Origin of the sequence: Aliarcobacter faecis (assembly GCF_013201705.1) — a bacterium.
GTDB classification, from domain to species: Bacteria; Campylobacterota; Campylobacteria; order Campylobacterales; family Arcobacteraceae; genus Aliarcobacter; species Aliarcobacter faecis.
Genome location: NZ_CP053837.1, coordinates 2,290,466 through 2,308,709 on the forward strand (window position 1 = coordinate 2,290,466; position 18,244 = coordinate 2,308,709).

Below are 18,244 nucleotides of genomic sequence, written 5' to 3' on the forward strand. Positions count from 1 at the left end.
ATTAAAAAAAAGGGATACAAAATGGCAGAGGAAAATAAAATAGTAAGTTTAAGTGCAAAAGCAGCTTATAATTTGGCAGATGTTGCAAAAACAACACCAGTCTTTGATTCATTAACTCCAAGATGGGTTACAAGACTGCTTGATTGGAAATCTTTAGATAGTGGGATTTTTAGACTAAACAAAGTAAAAGAGGGAGATACTCCACTTGATACTTTATGTTCACAAAAAATTCATAATAAAATTCCAGAAGGGTTTGTGGATTATGAAGAAAATCCAAGAGAGTATCAATTAAACTCTATTCAGACAATTATAAATGTAAATACAAAAGTATCAGATTTATATAGTTCTCCAACCCAACAAATTCAAGAGCAATTAAAACTTGCTATTGAAAGTTTAAAAGAGAGACAAGAGAGTGAGCTATTTAACAATGATGATTATGGATTGTTAAATAATATTGATGATTCTCAAAGAGTTCAAAGCAGAACTGGAAGTCCAACACCTGATGATTTAGATGAGTTATTAACAAAAGTTTGGAAAGAGCCATCATTTTTCCTAGCACATCCAAGAGCAATAGCTGCATTTGGAAGAGAAGCTACAAGAAGAGGAGTTCCACCAGTAACTATAAATCTATTTGGAACATCATTTTTAAGTTGGAGAGGAGTGCCTATTATTCCTACAAATAAACTATTTGTTGATGGATTAAAAGAGCCAAAATCAAAAGCTGGAAAGACAAATATTTTGCTTGTTAGAACTGGTTTTGAAAAACAAGGTGTTGTTGGATTATTCCAAAATAATCTACCAAATGAACAATCACGAGGTTTATCTGTAAAATTTAGAGGAATAGATAACAACGGTGTTGGTTCATATCTTCTATCTTTATATTGTTCAGCAGTTATTTTATCAAAAGATGCAATAGCAGTTTTAGAAGATGTAGATGTAGGAAACTACTATGATTACGCACAATAATTTACCAAGCTTTGATGAAGAGTTTTACAAAAATCAGATAGAAATTTTGGCAAATCAAGCATTTCCTGAGTTTAATAAAAATAATTTAGATGACTTTGCTAGTGATTTTGCCAAAGATTTTGATTATGAAAAAGTTATACAAACAAATTTTTATGAAACTAAAGAAGTATCAAATTTTGAAACTTTTTCAAATATAAAAATAGTTCCACAAAATAGTAACTCTTATGAGATATTTGATGTAGAAGCGATAAGAAGAGATTTTCCAGTTTTAAATCAAAAAGTAAATGGCAATTATCCACTTATTTGGTTGGATAATGCAGCAACTACACAAAAACCAAAAAGTGTGATTGATAGAATTATCCACTTTTATGAGTATGAAAATTCAAATATTCATAGAGGGGCTCATACTTTAGCAGCAAGGGCAACAGATGCTTATGAAGAGGCTAGAAAAAAAGTAGCAAAATTTATAAATGCACCTAGCCAAAACAATATTATTTTTGTAAGAGGTGCAACAGAAGCTATAAATTTAATAGCTCATAGTTTTGGAAAAATCCATATACAAAAAGATGATGAGATAATAGTTTCAAATTTAGAACATCATGCAAATATCGTACCTTGGCAGATTTTAAGTAGCCAAACTGGGGCTAAATTAAAAGTTATTCCAGTTGATAATGATGGGCAAATTTTACTAAATGAGTTTGAAAGACTTATAACTCCTAAAACAAAAATAGTATCTATTACTCATGTATCAAATGCCTTAGGAACAATAGTTCCAATAAAACAAGTAATTGAAATTGCTCATAGATATGGAGTGAAAGTTCTAATAGATGGAGCGCAAGGAGTATCACATATAAAAACTGATGTTCAAGAGCTTGATTGTGATTTTTATATTTTTTCAGGACATAAAGTATTTGCTCCAACTGGAATTGGTGCAATTTATGCTAAAAAAGAGCTTTTAAATATTATGCAACCATATCAAGCTGGTGGAAATATGATAGCTGATGTTACTTTTGAAAAAACAGTTTATCAAGAAGCCCCAAATAAGTTCGAAGCAGGTACAGGAAATATTGCAGATGCAGTTGGATTGGGTGCTGCTCTTGATTATGTTAGTAAAATTGGAATAGAAAATATTTACAATTATGAACATAAACTTTTAGAGTATGCAATAGCTAAAATGGGTGAGATTACAGGGCTTAGATTTATAGGAACTGCAAAAGAGAAAACAAGTGTTTTATCATTTGTTCTTGATGGATATGATACTACAAAAGTGGGAGAGTATCTTACAAGCAAAGGTATAGCTTTGAGATTTGGACACCATTGTGCACAACCTATATTAAGAAGATTTGGAGTTGAAGCAACAGTTCGACCATCTATTGCTTTTTACAATACAAAAGAAGAGATAGATTTTTTAGTACAAACTATAAAAGAGTTTAAGAATAGTAGTTTAGGAAGGTAATTATGAATAGAAGAGATTTATTAAAATTAGGAACATTAGTTACAGCAGTAACTGCAACATCTGTTTTTGGAGCAACTCAAGTAAAAGAGGAGCCAAAAAAAGAGGAAAAAATTATAAAACCACTAAATAATGGTGATAGAGTAATCATCATTGGTGGAGGATTTGCAGGTTTAACTGTTGCAAAAAATATAAAATTAAATAATGCTAAAGCAGAAGTTATAGTTTTTGAGTCAAAGAATATATTTGCATCTTGTCCATATAGCAATTTATGGTTTGGTGGAGTTAAAAATGTTGATTATAATAACTTAGTTTTTTCACCTTTAAAACCTGCTTCAAACTATGATTTTGACATTATAAATGATAAAGTTGTATCAATAAATAGAGATAAAAAATTAGTTACTACTTTAAATGGAAGCTATGAATACTCTTTATTAGTTATATCAACAGGAATAGAGTATGATTATTCAACTTTTGGATTAGATGAAAAAGAGGCAAGAAAAGCTTACTCAAAATTTCCAGCTAGTTATAATGGTGGATTTGAGCAATTATCTCTAAAAGAAAATATTGAGAACTTTAAAGGTGGAGTTTTTGTTATAACAGTACCAAAAGGTATCTATAGATGTCCACCTGCTCCTTACGAAAGAGCCTCTTTAGTTGCTGATTATTTTAAATCTAAAAAGATAAATGCAAAAGTTGTTGTATTAGATCCAAGAGAGAAACCAGCAGCTAAAGCAAAAGGATTTTTAGAAGCATTTAATACTTTATATAAAGATTATTTAGAGTATATTCCAAATGCAAATATTACAAAAATCGATGTAGATAAAAAAACTATCTTTTATGATAAAACAAATCTAAAAGAAGCAGAAACTACAAAAGAGAGTCTAGTTTTTGATGATGCAAATATTATTCCTAGCAATAAAGCTTCTAAACTTTTAGCAAATAGTGGTTTAGAATTAACACCAGAAGGGTGGGGAAGAGTAAAAACACCAACATTTAGAAGTTTAAATGATGATAGTGTATATTTAGTTGGAGATGTTCTAGGAGAGTATCCTTTCCCAAAAAGTGCTCAAATGGCACACTCTTGTGGAATTATTCTTGGTGAACAAATAGCAAAAAGATTAAATAAAGAAGACCCAAAAGAGGGTAGTGTATATCCACAAAATGTATGTTACTCTTTAGTAAGTCAAAATAGTGGAATTTATGTAACTCATAAAGCATATTTAGATACAGATGGAAAAGTAAAAGTTAAAACTGAGCTTTTTGAAGATATAGAAAAAGAGACATTTGATTCAACAAAAGCTTGGTATGCTGGTATTACTTCAAATATTTTTGAGTAAAGGGTTTTAAACCCTTTATTTTAATAAGGGTTAAAATGATAGATAAAGAGAATGAAGAGAATAGAATAAATCTTCCAAATAGAAAAGTTTTTATTAAAGACAACAAAGATAACAAATTCAATAAAGTTGCAATCTTTGATATAAATGGATTTGGAAATATAAACCACTATTATGGATATGAGTTTGGGGAAAAGGTTTTAAAAATAATATCTTTGAGATTGGTAGAGAAATTTTTAAATAGTAATATTTACTATTTAGGAGGAGATATTTTTGCTGCTACTTCAAGTAGTGATATTTCAAAAGATAGATTTATTCAAACTGTAAAAGCTATTATTTGGTATTTTGGATACTCTCCCATTGAACTTGATGGTTATAAAGTATATATACCTTTAAGAGCTGGAGTTGCTATAAATTATACAGAACTTCTTTTTAGTGCAGAATTTGCACTAAAACAAACAAGAGTTGTAAAACATAATTTAGTTATTTATGATAGCGAGCAACACGATATTTGTCATCCAACCTCTTCAACTATAGAACAAGATTTATATTGGGAAACACAAATTATTCAAGCTATAAAAAAAGATAAATTTGAGATTTTTGCTCAATCAATTAATAATCAGAATGAAAAAAAATATGAGATTTTAGTAAGAATGAAAGACTCAAAAGGAAAAATTGTCTCTCCTTATTTTTTTATAGATAGGTCAAAAAAGATAAATTTATATAGCGAAATTACAAAAAAAGTAATTCAAAAATCTTTTGAGTTTTTTGAAAATAGATCTATTCAGTTTAGTATAAATCTATCAATTAGTGATATTTTAGAGAAAGATGTTATTGATTTTTTAATTCAAAAAATATATGAGTTTGATATTGGAGATTTTTTAACTATTGAAATAACAGAGAGTGAAGGGATAGAAAGTCTTGAAGAGGTAATCTCTTTTATAAAAATAGTTAAAAACTTAGGAGTAAAAATTGCAATAGATGATTTTGGTACAGGTTACTCAAATTTTTCATATTTAGTAAAACTCCAAGCAGATTTTATAAAAATTGATGGCTCTATAATTCAAGATATAAATAGATCAAAAACAGCAAAGGCTGTAATTGAAGCAATAGTATTTTTTGCACAAAAAGTAGGTATGAAAACTATCGCTGAATTTGTCTCTTCAAAAGAGATTTATGAAAGTTGTAAAGAGTTAAATATCGACTATTTTCAAGGGTATTGGTTTGATGAACCAAAAAATGTTAAAGATTTAAAATAGGTAAGGATTACTTAAATGGGAATAAGTAAAAATGGAAAAATAAAATTATTTGAACAGATAAAAGAGGATTTTAATCTTCCAAAAAATAATGATCCTGCATTAAATTCAAGATTAGAAATTTTTTTTAATTACCCTGGTGTTTGGGCAATAATAAATTATAGAGTGGCAAATAAATTCTATTTAAAAGGCTTTAAAAGATTAGCGAGAGTTTATAGTGGGATTAGTCAATTTCTAACAAATACTGATATTCATCCAGCAGCAACTATTGGAAGAAGAGTTTTTATTGACCATGGAATTGGTGTTGTTATTGGCGAAACTACAATTATTGAAGATGATGTTTTAATTTATCAAGGTGTTACTCTTGGAGGTGTTAGTTTAAATAAAGGCAAAAGACATCCAACCATTAAATCAAATAGTGTTATTGGAAGTGGTGCAAAAGTTTTAGGTAATATTACTGTTGGTTCTAATAGCAAAATTGGTGCAAATTCAGTTGTAATAAATGATATTCCTGATTATTCAACTGCTGTTGGAATTCCTGCAAGAATTATAAAACGATATGATCGTTTTGGGAAATTCACTCATAGTGATTTACCTGATATTGATAAAGAAGCATTTAAATATTTAAATAAAAGAATTGAATTATTAGAAAAACTACTTGAAGATAAAGAAATTATAAGTAGAGATAATCTTAATGAATTAAATAAAAGTCAAAATAAAAAGAGTGTTAATTTTGATTTATTAGATGATTATTTAATTGATGGTGCTGGAATTTAGTAAAAATTAATTTAAAAAAGAAGGAAGAAAAGATGAAATATGCAAAAAATATAACAGAATTAATAGGGAATACTCCACTAATAAAACTACAAGATGCAAGTCACACAAGTGGTGCAACAGTTTTAGGTAAATGTGAATTTATGAATCCAAGCCATTCAGTAAAAGATAGAATTGGTACAAATATGATAAAAGTTGCTCTAAATAATGGTCTTATAAACAAAGATTCAACTTTAATAGAGCCTACTAGTGGTAATACTGGTATTGCATTAGCTAGTGTTAGTGCTGCTTTAGGATTAAAACTTATCCTTGTAATGCCTGCTTCTATGAGTATTGAAAGAAGAAGACTTCTTCAAGCTTTAGGTGCTAAATTAGTTCTTACTCCTGCTGAAAAAGGTATGAAAGGTGCTATTGAAAAAGCGAATGAGTTAAAAGAGGGAACTCCTAACTCTATTATTTTACAACAGTTCCAAAATGAAGCAAACCCAGCAATTCATAAAGAGACTACAGCTTTAGAAATCTTAAAAGATACAGATGATAAAGTTGATATCTTTATTGCTGGTGTTGGAACTGGTGGAACATTAACTGGTGTTGGTGAAGTTTTAAAAGCAAAAAATCCTAATATAAAGATTATTGCTGTTGAGCCTGAAGCATCTCCTGTTTTAAGTGGTGGAAATCCTGGTCCTCATAAAATACAGGGTATTGGTGCTGGTTTTGTACCTGATGTATTAAATACAAAGATTTATGATGAAGTTATTAAAATTGCAAATGATGATGCAATAGAGAGTTCAAGAAATTTAGCGAAAACAGAAGGTTTACTTGTAGGTGTATCTTCAGGAGCAAATGCTTTAGCAGCAAAAATTGTGGCTTCAAGACCTGAAAACAAAGGTAAAACTATTGTTACTATTTTATGTGATACTGGTGAAAGATATTTAAGCTCTGGGTTATACGACTATATTGAAGAGTAAGCTCTCTTTATTATATTAAAGTACAAATTAATGTCAAAATCTTGTCCTATATCGTTAAAACAAATAGATGGAACAATAGTTAGAATAAATGCTTTTATTATAACTATTTTAGTTCTATCTTTTTTAATAAGTTCAAATGTATTAATTTTATATTTTATATTTATTGATTTTATAATTCGAGTATCAAAATATAATACATATAGTTTAGTTTTTAATTTTTCAAAAGCCATTAAAAAGATATTTAAACTAAAAACAAAAATGACAGATTCAGGTTCAAAAAGATGGGCTATGTTTTTTGGTCTATTTTTTATGTTTATTACAATTATTTTGTATAGTTTAGATTTAAAAATTGCCTTATATATAAGTATAATTTTTTTATTAATTTGTAGTAGTTTAGAGGCATTTTTTAGCTTTTGTTTGGGTTGTGAAATTTATTATATTTATAAAAAATTGATTTAAATAAGGAAAAAAATGAAAAAAATAATAACTCTTAGTTTATTTAGTTCTTTATCACTATTTGCAACAAATGGTGATAATTTAATAGGCTATGGTTCAAAATCAAGAGCATTAGGAGGAACAGGAATTGCTAACTTTTTGGGTTCATCAAATATTTTCTCAAATCCTGCTTTAATTAGTGAAACAAAGAATGATGAACTTGATATAGGAGTAACATATTTTACTCCAACAATTAAAACAAATGAAACAAAAAGTAAAGCAGATAAAAATTTTATCCCTCATTTTGCATATAGTAAAAGTTTAGATAATAATTTATATTTTGGTTTAGGTTTATTTGGTTCAGCTGGAATGGGAGTTGATTTTAGGAATAGTCAAAATCCTTCTTTATGGGATGCTAGAACAAATTTGCTTTTACTAAAAATTGCACCAACACTTGCGTATAAAAATGAAGATTTCTCTTTTGGAATATCTCCACTTATTCAATATGGTGAATTAAATATCTCTTATATTGACCCAACAAATACTCCTAATGGTTTAGGGAAAAGTGATGATTTAGGATTTGGTTATAAATTGGGAACAGCATATAATATAACACCAAATTTAAAAATAGGGGCTACTTATCAATCTTCAATAAAATTAGAGTATAAAAATACCTTATCAACTGCTTCTGCTCCATTTGTAAATTTTGGTTTAATTTCTTCAACATTTAGTAATAAATTAGAACAACCTGAAGAGTATGGAGTTGGTCTATCTTATGATATAAATAATTTCACATTTTCAACAGATTATAAAAAAATAAAGTGGCAAAGTGCAACAGGATATAAAGATTTTGGCTGGAATAACCAAGATGTATATTCTTTAGGAATTAAATATGAAGAGAATGGAACATGGTATGGAATTGGATATAACTATTCAAAAAATCCAATCACAAATTATGCTGGAATAACATCTACTCAACAAGTTCTTAATACATTTAATTACATTTTTTTTCCAGCAACTCAAGAAAAGCATTTCACTTTCGGAGCGGGAACAACCTTATCTAAGAATTTATCATTTGACTTTGGATTTATTTATGCTCCAAAAAATAGTATAACAACAACTGGGCTTAATGGAAGTTCTATAAAAGTATCACATAGTGAAAACTCAGCAACTTTAGGGTTTAAATATAAATTCTAAATTTTAGGAAATAATAAGTGAGAAATATTTGAAAACTTTTTCACTTCTTTTAACTCTTCTTGACAATTCAAATTAAAATAGATATAATTCACCAATTTTATAGATGATTAATTTAATCATCTATTTTTTTATAGATTTTCAATATTCATCAATAAAATGTATATTGAATAAAAGGTTTTAAATGAGATTAAATTTTGGAATATTAAAAAGACAAAAATCACCAATTCCTGGTTTTGGTTTAACTATGGGATATACCGTTTTTTATTTAAGTATTATTGTACTCATTCCACTAATAGCACTATTTTCTGAAGCTTTTAGTATGGGTTTTGATGCTTTTATAAAAACTACAACTGATACTAGAGTTATTGCTAGTTATAAATTAACTTTTATAACTTCTTTAATTGCCGCATTAGTAAATACATTCTTTGGATTAATTGTTGCTTGGTGTTTAGTACGATATACATTTTTTGGAAAAAGAGTTTTTGATGCAATAGTAGATTTACCATTTGCTCTTCCAACAGCAGTTTCAGGTATAGCACTTACAACTTTATATTCAAGTCAAGGTTGGTTTGGACAATATTTAGAGCCACTTGGAATAAAAGTGGTTTTTACTCCAATAGGTATAACAATAGCTTTAATTTTTATAGGACTACCTTTTGTAGTAAGAACTATACAACCTGCACTAGAAGAGATACAAACAGAGCAAGAAGAAGCAAGTGCTAGTTTGGGAGCATCAAGATGGCAAACTTTTTATAAAGTTATACTTCCAACTATTTTTCCTGCACTTTTAACTGGATTTGCTCTCTCATTTGCAAGAGCTTTAGGAGAGTACGGTTCAGTAGTATTTATCGCTGGAAATATGCCAATGAAAACAGAGATTAGTACTCTTTTAATTATTACAAAACTAGAGCAATATGATTATGCAGGAGCAACGGCCATCGCAGTTGTTATGCTATTAATCTCTTTTGTAATGTTATTAATCATAAATATACTTCAAAGATGGAGTTCAAGAAGAAAAGGAATGGAAGCAATATGAAAACTATAAGCAATTCACAAAGTTCACAAAATGAGTCAAGATTAGTAAAATATCTATTGATTTTTACAGCTTTAGCATTTCTAAGCATAATGCTTGTTGTTCCTTTAATTACAATATTTGCAGAAGCTTTTAGAAAAGGGTATGAAGCATATTTTTTAAGTTTTGATGACCCTTATGTATTAAGTGCTATAAAATTAACATTTATCACTGCAATTATTGCTGTTCCTCTAAATGTAATTTTTGGTATTTGTGCTTCATGGGCAATAGCAAAATACTCATTTTTTGGTAAAAGTTTTTTAATAACTTTAATAGATTTACCATTTGCAGTATCTCCTGTAATTTCAGGATTTGTATATATTTTACTTTTTGGTGCTCAAGGTTGGTTTGGGTCTTGGTTAATCGCAAATGATGTTCAAATTATCTTTGCCGTTCCTGGAATTGTCTTAGCAACAATATTTGTAACATTTCCATTTGTTGCAAGAGAATTAATCCCTCTAATGCAAGAGATGGGTAATGATGAAGAACAAGCTGCCTTACTCTTAGGAGCTAGTGGATTTCAGACATTTTGGAAAGTTACTTTACCAAATATAAAATGGGGATTACTTTATGGAGTAATTTTATGTAATGCAAGAGCTATGGGAGAGTTTGGAGCAGTATCTGTTGTTTCTGGACATATTCAAGGAATAACAAATACTATGCCGCTTCAAGTTGAGATTTTATATAACGAATATAACTTTGTTGCAGCTTTTGCCGTTTCAACACTTTTGGCAATATTAGCACTTTTAACTTTAGTATTAAAATATATTTTAGAGTGGAAAGTTCAAAGAAAAATTAAAAAATTAGAAGATAAAGAGTAGAAAATGAAAATAGAAGTAAAGAATTTAACAAAATATTTTGGCAACTTTGTTGCTCTTGAAAATATAAATTTAGAGATAGTTGAAGGAGAACTACTAGCCCTTTTAGGACCTTCAGGAAGTGGGAAAACAACACTTCTAAGAATGATAGCAGGGCTTGAAACAGTTGAAAATAGTGATAAAGGGGAGATACTATTTAATGGAGTTGATGTTGCAAAAAAAGATATAGGAGATAGAGATATAGGTTTTGTATTTCAACATTATGCACTTTTTAGACATATGACAGTTTTTGAAAATATAGCTTTTGGTTTAAAAGTAAAACCAAAAAAACAAAGACTTTCTAATAAAGAGATTGAAGAAAAAGTTACAAAACTTTTAAAACTTATCCAACTTGATGGTTTTGCTTCTCGTTTCCCATGGCAACTCTCAGGAGGACAAAGACAAAGAGTAGCACTTGCAAGGGCTTTAGCAGTTGAACCAAAAGTTCTACTTTTAGACGAACCTTTTGGTGCATTAGATGCAAAAGTAAGACAAGATTTAAGAAGATGGTTAAAAGAGCTTCAAGAAGAGTTAGGAATAACAACTGTTTTAGTAACTCATGACCAAGAAGAAGCACTTGAAGTTGCAAATAGAATAGTTGTTATAAACAGAGGAAAAATAGAGCAAATAGGAACTCCTGAAGAGGTTTTCCACAATCCTCAAAATGAGTTTGTAATAAACTTTTTAGGAAATGTAAATCTATTTCATGAAAGAAAAGATGATGGAAGTGAAGATAAATTTCTAATTCGTCCTCACGAACTTGAAATAGTTTCACAAAATGATAATGAAGCAATAAAAAAAGCAAAAATAAAATATATTCAATTAGCTGGGTCTTTTGTAAAATTAGAATTAACAGATTTAAAAGATGAGAAGAGAACTATTTTAATTGAAATGGCACACTATGAATTTAATAATAAAAATCTTAAAAAAGATGATATAGTAGGAGTTCGAGCAAGAAAATTAAGAAGTTTTGAGGATGGAGCAGGAATTTAATTGATTTTTATCAATAAAACTTATATAGGTTTTATGTAAAATAGCAAAAAATTTTAGGAATAAAAAATGCTAATAGATAAAAATAATCTACCTTTGGTTGATGCTGAATTTATGAACAATACTCACTTTGAAGATGTAGATTTAATAAATAAAATTTATGAAAATATTGAAATATTTGAGAAAAACAACTCAAATGAAAATTTTGAGAATCTAAAATCTATATATGAAGAGTGGATAAACCATACAGTTAAACACTTTTTAACAGAAGAAGAGGAGATGCAAAAAAGAGGTTTTTTTGCCTATCCTTTTCATAAAGGTGAACATGACAGAAATATCGAAGATATAAAAGCTGTTTGGATTGATTTTGAAGAGAATAGAGATATAGAAGCTTTAAAAAACTATATTGAATATGATTTAATAAATTGGCTAGTAAATCATATTAGAAGTATGGATACTGTAACTGCAAGATTTTTTAACACAGGAATGAGTCCTTGCTCTATGATGTAAGAAAAAGTGAGACTTTAGTCTCACATTAACTTATATTTAAGACTGTAATTTCACTACTAGCACCAAGTCTCATTGGTGGTCCCCAAAATCCAGTTCCTTTATTTACATACACTTGTGTAAATTCATTGTGCTGATGAAGACCTTTCACATAAGGCTGTTCAAGTTTTACTAAAAAATTAAAAGGGAAAATCTGTCCTCCATGAGTATGTCCACAAAGAACCAAATCAATTTTACTTGTATCTTCTAAATCTTTTAAATATTTTGGTTGATGAGCAAGAAGTACAACTGGGCTTTTTTCACAGTTTTCTAAAGCTTTATTAATATCTGGTGTATAAGAGCCATATCTAAAACCAAATCTATCATAAACTCCTGCTAAATAAAACCCTTTATTTACTTCTCCTATATAGATATTTTCATTTTCCAAAACTTTAATTCCCAAAGAGTTTACATAGTCAATTATTGGTTTTACTCCATGGAAATACTCATGATTTCCAACTATAAAAAAAGTTCCAAAAGTTGATTTTAAATTTTTTAATTCATCTAAAGCTTTTTTTGCAAACTCCAATTTTGTATCAACTAAATCTCCAGTTATTACGACAATATCTGCATTTAAAATATTTACTTTAACTACTAAATTTTTTATAAAATCTTTATCAATTAATCCACCAATATGAATATCACTTATCTGAACTATTTTATAAGGTTTTTGAAGCTTTTTTATGTTTACATCTACAACTTCTATCTCTATATGTCTTGCATTATCCATAGCTTTTAAATTTGTTGCAAGGATTAATGAAGTTGTACCAATATCAAGTGTCTTTTTTAAAAAGTTTCTTCTTTTTGTTGATAGTTTTGATTTTTTAAAACCAATTGAGATGATATCATGAATAATTGTAATAATAAATGTTAAAAAAATCACCCCAATTGGTAGGGAAAGGAGAAAATAGAGCCAATTTGGCACTAGAGGAAAGTATCTAGCAAGAGGGTACATTAAAGCACCAAAAAATGTTAAATATAATGCAAAGCTAAAATACTTTCTAATTTTAAGATTAAAATCTAGTTTATTTATAAACCTTTGTTTTATTATATAGGTCTGAAAGGAGAAGGCTATAAAATAAACCAAGAAGAAAATCAAAAAACTCATAAAGAAAGTATAGAAGTTTTTGGTTAATAGTTTTTAAATAGATTGTTAATAATTTATTTTAAATCAAACTATTTTTTATACTATCAACCAAAGCTTTTATCTCCTCTTTTGTCTGCATATAATGAACTCCAACTCTAAGCCAACCTGGTCTATTTTTCATATCTACTTTTTTTAAGCCCAATAAATCATGACCATAAGGTCCTGCACAAGCACATCCTGCTCTAGTTTGAAAGTTACCATGATTTGATAGTTTTTCACATAAATTATATGGATTAAACCCTTTTATATTAAAAGATACAATACCTATATTTTCTACTTCTTGATTTCCATAAATTACTAAATTTGGAATAGTTCTTAACTCAGCTAAAAGATATTTTAAAAGTTCATCTTTTCTTTTTTTTATAAAATCAAATCCAACTTCATTTCTAAGTTGATAAGCTAAAGATGCTCTTATTAGCTGAATAATTGCAGGTGTTCCTGCATCTTCTCTTAACTCTATACTATCTTCATAAATTTGGGATTTTTTATTTACATATTTTACTGTTCCACCACCACTAAATGTTGGAGCTAAAGAGGTATCAATTAAAGATTTTTTTATAATCAATAATCCACAAGATGATGGTCCACCTAAAAGTTTATGAGAAGAGGTAAACATCACATCATAATATTTGCAAGGAATATTCATATAAGCACTTGAAGCTGCTGCATCAAAACATATTATTGCATTATATTTTCGCAAAAGTTTTGATATTTTTTTATATGGAGTTATTATTCCACTTACATTTGAAGCTATACAAAAAGAGGCAAAAATCTCTCTATTTTTACTCTTTTGTAAAATTCTTTTTAAATGTTTTAAATCTATAAGCCCATCCGAAGTTAATTTTACTCTTTTAATATCTCCTAAAGATTCTCTAAAAGAGAGTTCATTTGAGTGATGTTCATAAGGTCCAACTATAATTAAAGGTGCTTTTTTCTTGTCTTTTTTAAAATTAAATCTTTTTTTTGTTGCAGGTGGAATATAAAGTCCCATAAGTTCTTGAAAATGTTTTATAGCAGCCGTTGAACCACAACCACTTGGAAGAGTTGTAAAATCATCATTTAACTCAAAATTTTTGGCTAAATTTTCTCTTGCTTTTTCATAATAAAAAGTTGTAGTTTTTGCATTTGATGACTCTTTTGAATGAGTATTGGCATAAGTTTCAAGTACTTCATGAATACGATTTTCAATCTGTCTAAATGCCAAGCCCGAAGCCGTAAAATCAAAATACCTCTCTTTATTCTTTCCTATTGTGTTATATCTTAAAAAATTTAAAATATCTATATTTTCATTTAAAAATGGTCTAAAAATATCTTTTTGCATAAAAGTCTCTTCTAAAATTATAATTATTTATATAAGTTATAATTTTAGCTTATTTGTATTTAAAACTATTTAATTTGACTATAAATATTTATTTTATAGCTACTAAGTTCCCTTTTTATAATATCATTTGTACTATTTCCAAGTATTTTTGGTAACTCTTCACTCAAAATTACACCACTTAAAAACTCTTTATTTAAAAGTGAATAAAATATCAAAATTCCTGCTCCAATTCCTGTTGGATAAGAGACATAAGTACTTCCACTATATGGAGTTTTTATAAGATCTGTATATTTACTAAATGATAAACCAATAGACTCTAAACTTTTAATCTTTTTCTTTTTTTGTGGATATGAAATCTCTAAATAAATATCAGCAATTGCACTAAATTCTGCATATTTTATAGTTTTTTTCTTGATATAATCTTCTATAATCTGTGGGCTTTTCATTTTTGGAACAATATTTTTTATTATGCTATTTATTGAAATCTTTTCATCTTCATTTTCAAAGCAATATTTATCTGAAAATAGATTTAATTGATAAAGACTTTTCATCAACTCTAGTTCATTTCCACCAATATTTAATTTAATATTTTCAATCTCTGGAAAACTCTGTTTTAAAGAGATTAACTCCTCTTGAAAAACTGGATATATATCTATAATATTTCTAAAATAGGGAAACTTATACTGTTTTGATTTTGAGAAAGGCTCTATGGTTTTTACTCTATTTTTTTTAAAAAATATTGGAGAAAATGCAAGTTCATCAATAGCAACTTTTGGTGACCACGAAAAAATCAGTTTTTTTGATTGTATCTCTTCAAGTAAATTGAGTTCAAGCTTTGTAATTTTTACCTCATAAGGAAGATTTTTGAGTGATTCAATTCTTTCTCCTATTAAAAAATTTGTAATTCCTGGAGAGATTCCAAGATTTATTAAAGCAAAAAGTTCTCTCTTTTTAAACTCATTTTGTAAATTTTGTTGTTCAAATTTCAAACTATTTATAACTTCCTCTTTATAAATATCACTTGCTAAATCTGCATAATTTGAGTTAAACTCTAAAGCTAGCCTCATAATAGATAAATTATATGATGGTGTTGAACTATTTATAAAAATATCATAATCTTTTAACTCTTTTTTATATTTATGTGAATTTTCAAAAATATCTTCAAAATTTTTTACTTCCAAAAACTTTGAGTTTTCTAAAAGTTCACTATTTTTATAAAAATGCAATTTTGCCTTTTTTTTATCTCTTACAACAAATAAAAAATTTACACAATTTTTTAAATTTTTACTAGCTTGTTCACATAAAAGTGTTGAAATAACACTACAAACTGCTCCTACTCCAAAAAATACAACTCTCATATAACCCCCGAAAAATTATTTAAAATATGATAATATTTTTGTATTCTATTTCAAAGGTACTTAATATGCAAAAACAAAAACCATATTTAGAAAGTTTCCCAGATAATAATGGATATTTTGGGAAGTTTGGTGGCTCATATATTCCACCTTCATTAGTTGAACCATTTAATGAAATAAATGAGGCATATAATAAACTTTCAAAAGATTTTAATTTTTTAAATGAGCTAAAAACTATTAGAAAATATTACCAAGGAAGACCAACTCCTCTATATTTTGCAAAAAATTTATCTACTAAAGTAGATGGAAATATCTATTTAAAAAGAGAAGATTTAAATCATACTGGTGCTCATAAACTAAACCACTGTATGGCTGAAGCTCTTTTAGCAAAATATTTGGGTAAAAAGAAGTTAATAGCAGAAACAGGTGCTGGACAACATGGAGTTGCACTTGCAACTGCTGCTGCATATTTTGGATTGGAATGTGAGATACATATGGGTGAAGTTGATATAAAAAAAGAGCACCCAAATGTTGTTAAAATGAAAATTCTAGGGGCAAAAGTAGTACCTGTAACAAAAGGCTTAAAAACTCTAAAAGAGGCTGTTGATAGTGCTTTTGAAAGCTATTTAAGTGATACAAAAAACTCTATGTTTGCTATTGGTTCAGTTGTTGGTCCTCATCCTTTTCCAAAAATGATAAGAGATTTTCAAAGTGTAATTGGATTTGAAGCAAAAGAACAATTTTTTGAAATGACTGGAAAACTTCCTGATATGGTTACTGCTTGTGTTGGTGGTGGAAGTAATGCTATGGGTATTTTTAGTGCATTTATTGAAGATAGTGTAGAACTTTATGCTATTGAACCAGCAGGAAAAGGAGATAAAATAGGAGAACATAGTGCAAGCATAACTTATGGGAAAGAGGGAATTATGCATGGATTTAACTCTATAATGCTTGCAGATGAAAATGGTGAACCTGCACCTGTTCATTCAATTGCTAGTGGAATAGATTATCCATCTGTTGGTCCAGAACATGCATATTTAAATAGTATAGGAAGAACAAAAATAGGACTTTGTACAGACAACGAAGCTGTTGAAGCTTTTTACACACTCTCAAGACTTGAAGGAATAATTCCAGCATTAGAATCTTCTCATGCTATTGCTTTTGCTATGAAATATGCAAAAGAGCATAAAGAAAAATCTATTTTAGTAAATTTAAGTGGTAGAGGTGATAAAGATATAGATTTTGTAATAGAAAATTTTCCAATAGATTAAAGTTTTAGCTTAAGCTAAAACTTTTTTAAAAGCTTTTACTATTGCTATTTTTTCTAAATCTTTTATTCTTGTTTCTAAAGTTTCGGCAGTTTCATCTGCATTTAATTCTAACTCTTTTATTAAAATTGTTTCACCTTCATCATAATTTTCATCAATATAATGAATTGTAACTCCTGATTTTTTTTCACCATTTTTTACAACTGCTTGATGAACAAAACTTCCATACATTCCAGCTCCTCCATAAATTGATGGTAAAATTGCAGGATGAGTATTTATAATTTTTTTAGGGAAGGCTTTTAAAAGATTTTCCTCAATTTTTTTCATAAATCCTGATAAAAATATATAGTCACACTCATAATCTTTTAAAATTTGAGTTATTTTCAAATCAAGATTTTCATCTGGATAAAGTTTTGAATTTACAATAAAACTATCAATTCCATATTTTTTTGCTTTATTTATTACTCCAGCACTACTATTATTTGTAATAATTACACAAACTTTTGCATCTAAAATTCCATCTTCTATTGCATTTTGTATTGTTTCAAATCCACTTCCATTATATGAAGCTAATATTCCTATTTTTTTTATCATATTTTTCCTTTTTAATTTTTTAATCTTTGAGCATGAGTTAAAGCAATCGCAATAGCATCAGTTATATCAAGTGGTTTTATCTCTTTTTTTATTCCTAAAAGTTTTTTAACCATAAAAGCTACTTGCTCTTTTGCTGCTTTTCCATTTCCAGTTACAGCTTGTTTTACTTGAAGTGGTGTATATTCTGCAAAATTTCCATAATTTTGTAATATTTTAAGAGAGATAGCTCCTCTAAATTGTGCTAGTTTTATAACAGTTTTTGGATTAAAAGCATAAAACATATCTTCAACTGATACTTCATCAATTTTATGAGTTTTAAATATCAAATCTATACCTTCTGTCATTTCAACAATTTGCTCTTGTAAAACTGTTGTTTTTATTTTTATAAGTCCAGCTTCAATTAATTTCAAATCTCTTCCACTTTTTTCAATAACTGCATAACCACAATTTCGTGTGCCTGGGTCTATTCCTAATATTTTCAATATTTCACTCTTTTATAAATTATTTTATTCACATAAATAAAAACACCATTATATCGAATGTTTTATATATTTATTTAATTAAAAGATAAAATTTATTCACAACTTATTCACTATGTGAACAAAATATTATTTATTAATATTTTATACTCTTTTTACTTTCTTGAAGCTATTTTATATAATATTTAGATATAATATTTAGCATTACAAGAAAAGAGTTTAGGATTAA

At 27.9% G+C, this 18,244-nt stretch carries 18 protein-coding genes; 13 read left to right on the top strand and 5 right to left on the bottom strand.

What is annotated here, in order from left to right; translation table 11 throughout:
- The first annotated feature begins 21 nt into the window (after positions 1–21).
- The 12 genes from AFAEC_RS11430 (at position 22) to AFAEC_RS11485 (ending at position 11,815) form a co-directional block, all read left to right on the top strand.
- Entirely contained in the window at positions 22–966 is a 945-nt protein-coding gene (locus AFAEC_RS11430; RefSeq protein WP_026806813.1) for a family 2A encapsulin nanocompartment shell protein, read from the top strand.
- Complete coding sequence (locus AFAEC_RS11435) at positions 950–2,422, top strand: family 2A encapsulin nanocompartment cargo protein cysteine desulfurase (protein WP_051487655.1); 1,473 nt, start codon at positions 950–952, stop codon at positions 2,420–2,422. Before AFAEC_RS11430 ends, AFAEC_RS11435 begins: the two co-directional genes overlap by 17 nt.
- 2 nt (positions 2,423–2,424) lie before the next feature.
- On the top strand, positions 2,425–3,759 hold the full coding sequence (locus AFAEC_RS11440) for an FAD-dependent oxidoreductase (RefSeq protein ID WP_051487652.1): 1,335 nt from the start codon (positions 2,425–2,427) through the stop codon (positions 3,757–3,759).
- Between the two features lie 35 nt (positions 3,760–3,794).
- Positions 3,795–5,015 carry an EAL domain-containing protein gene (locus AFAEC_RS11445; protein ID WP_026806812.1) on the top strand — a complete coding sequence of 407 codons (1,221 nt, stop codon included), beginning with the start codon at positions 3,795–3,797 and terminating at the stop codon, positions 5,013–5,015.
- A 15-nt stretch (positions 5,016–5,030) separates the two neighbouring features.
- Positions 5,031–5,789, top strand: a complete 759-nt coding sequence (gene cysE, locus AFAEC_RS11450) for a serine O-acetyltransferase (protein WP_051487651.1) — start codon at positions 5,031–5,033, stop codon at positions 5,787–5,789.
- Positions 5,790–5,821: 32 nt separating this feature from the next.
- On the top strand, positions 5,822–6,754 hold the full coding sequence (gene cysK / locus AFAEC_RS11455) for a cysteine synthase A (protein ID WP_026806590.1): 933 nt from the start codon (positions 5,822–5,824) through the stop codon (positions 6,752–6,754).
- Between the two features lie 30 nt (positions 6,755–6,784).
- Entirely contained in the window at positions 6,785–7,213 is a 429-nt protein-coding gene (locus AFAEC_RS11460) for a DUF4395 domain-containing protein (protein WP_026806589.1), read from the top strand.
- A 12-nt stretch (positions 7,214–7,225) separates the two neighbouring features.
- Complete coding sequence (locus AFAEC_RS11465; RefSeq protein ID WP_026806588.1) at positions 7,226–8,386, top strand: OmpP1/FadL family transporter; 1,161 nt, start codon at positions 7,226–7,228, stop codon at positions 8,384–8,386.
- A 181-nt stretch (positions 8,387–8,567) separates the two neighbouring features.
- Positions 8,568–9,422, top strand: a complete 855-nt coding sequence (cysT, locus tag AFAEC_RS11470; RefSeq protein WP_026806587.1) for a sulfate ABC transporter permease subunit CysT — start codon at positions 8,568–8,570, stop codon at positions 9,420–9,422.
- Positions 9,419–10,279 carry a sulfate ABC transporter permease subunit CysW gene (gene cysW / locus AFAEC_RS11475; RefSeq protein WP_026806586.1) on the top strand — a complete coding sequence of 287 codons (861 nt, stop codon included), beginning with the start codon at positions 9,419–9,421 and terminating at the stop codon, positions 10,277–10,279. Before cysT ends, cysW begins: the two co-directional genes overlap by 4 nt.
- A 3-nt stretch (positions 10,280–10,282) precedes the next feature.
- The gene (locus tag AFAEC_RS11480) at positions 10,283–11,308 is read left to right on the top strand and encodes a sulfate/molybdate ABC transporter ATP-binding protein (protein ID WP_026806585.1); all 1,026 of its coding nucleotides are present in this window, start codon (positions 10,283–10,285) and stop codon (positions 11,306–11,308) included.
- Between the two features lie 66 nt (positions 11,309–11,374).
- Positions 11,375–11,815 (top strand): hemerythrin family protein, encoded by a 441-nt coding sequence (locus AFAEC_RS11485; protein ID WP_026806584.1) that lies wholly within the window; start codon positions 11,375–11,377, stop codon positions 11,813–11,815.
- Between the two features lie 25 nt (positions 11,816–11,840).
- Here AFAEC_RS11485 and AFAEC_RS11490 read toward each other — a convergent pair whose 3' ends face one another.
- From AFAEC_RS11490 to AFAEC_RS11500, 3 genes are all read right to left on the bottom strand, one after another.
- Positions 11,841–12,734, bottom strand: a complete 894-nt coding sequence (locus AFAEC_RS11490) for a metallophosphoesterase (protein WP_225442378.1) — start codon at positions 12,732–12,734, stop codon at positions 11,841–11,843.
- Positions 12,735–13,017: 283 nt separating this feature from the next.
- Positions 13,018–14,319 carry an aminotransferase class V-fold PLP-dependent enzyme gene (locus AFAEC_RS11495; RefSeq protein WP_026806582.1) on the bottom strand — a complete coding sequence of 434 codons (1,302 nt, stop codon included), beginning with the start codon at positions 14,317–14,319 and terminating at the stop codon, positions 13,018–13,020.
- 65 nt (positions 14,320–14,384) lie between these two features.
- Positions 14,385–15,677: a saccharopine dehydrogenase C-terminal domain-containing protein gene (locus AFAEC_RS11500; protein ID WP_026806581.1), complete on the bottom strand. Its 1,293-nt coding sequence runs from the start codon at positions 15,675–15,677 to the stop codon at positions 14,385–14,387.
- A gap of 65 nt (positions 15,678–15,742) precedes the next feature.
- Between AFAEC_RS11500 and trpB the strand changes: the two genes are divergently transcribed.
- Positions 15,743–16,945, top strand: a complete 1,203-nt coding sequence (gene trpB, locus AFAEC_RS11505) for a tryptophan synthase subunit beta (RefSeq protein WP_026806580.1) — start codon at positions 15,743–15,745, stop codon at positions 16,943–16,945.
- A gap of 9 nt (positions 16,946–16,954) precedes the next feature.
- On the opposite strand, the gene purN is transcribed toward trpB, so the two are convergent.
- The gene (gene purN / locus AFAEC_RS11510; protein WP_306459132.1) at positions 16,955–17,536 is read right to left on the bottom strand and encodes a phosphoribosylglycinamide formyltransferase; all 582 of its coding nucleotides are present in this window, start codon (positions 17,534–17,536) and stop codon (positions 16,955–16,957) included.
- A gap of 11 nt (positions 17,537–17,547) precedes the next feature.
- Positions 17,548–18,018, bottom strand: coding sequence for a crossover junction endodeoxyribonuclease RuvC (gene ruvC, locus AFAEC_RS11515; protein ID WP_026806578.1), 471 nt, complete (start codon positions 18,016–18,018; stop codon positions 17,548–17,550).
- Between the last annotated feature and the right edge of the window lie 226 nt (positions 18,019–18,244).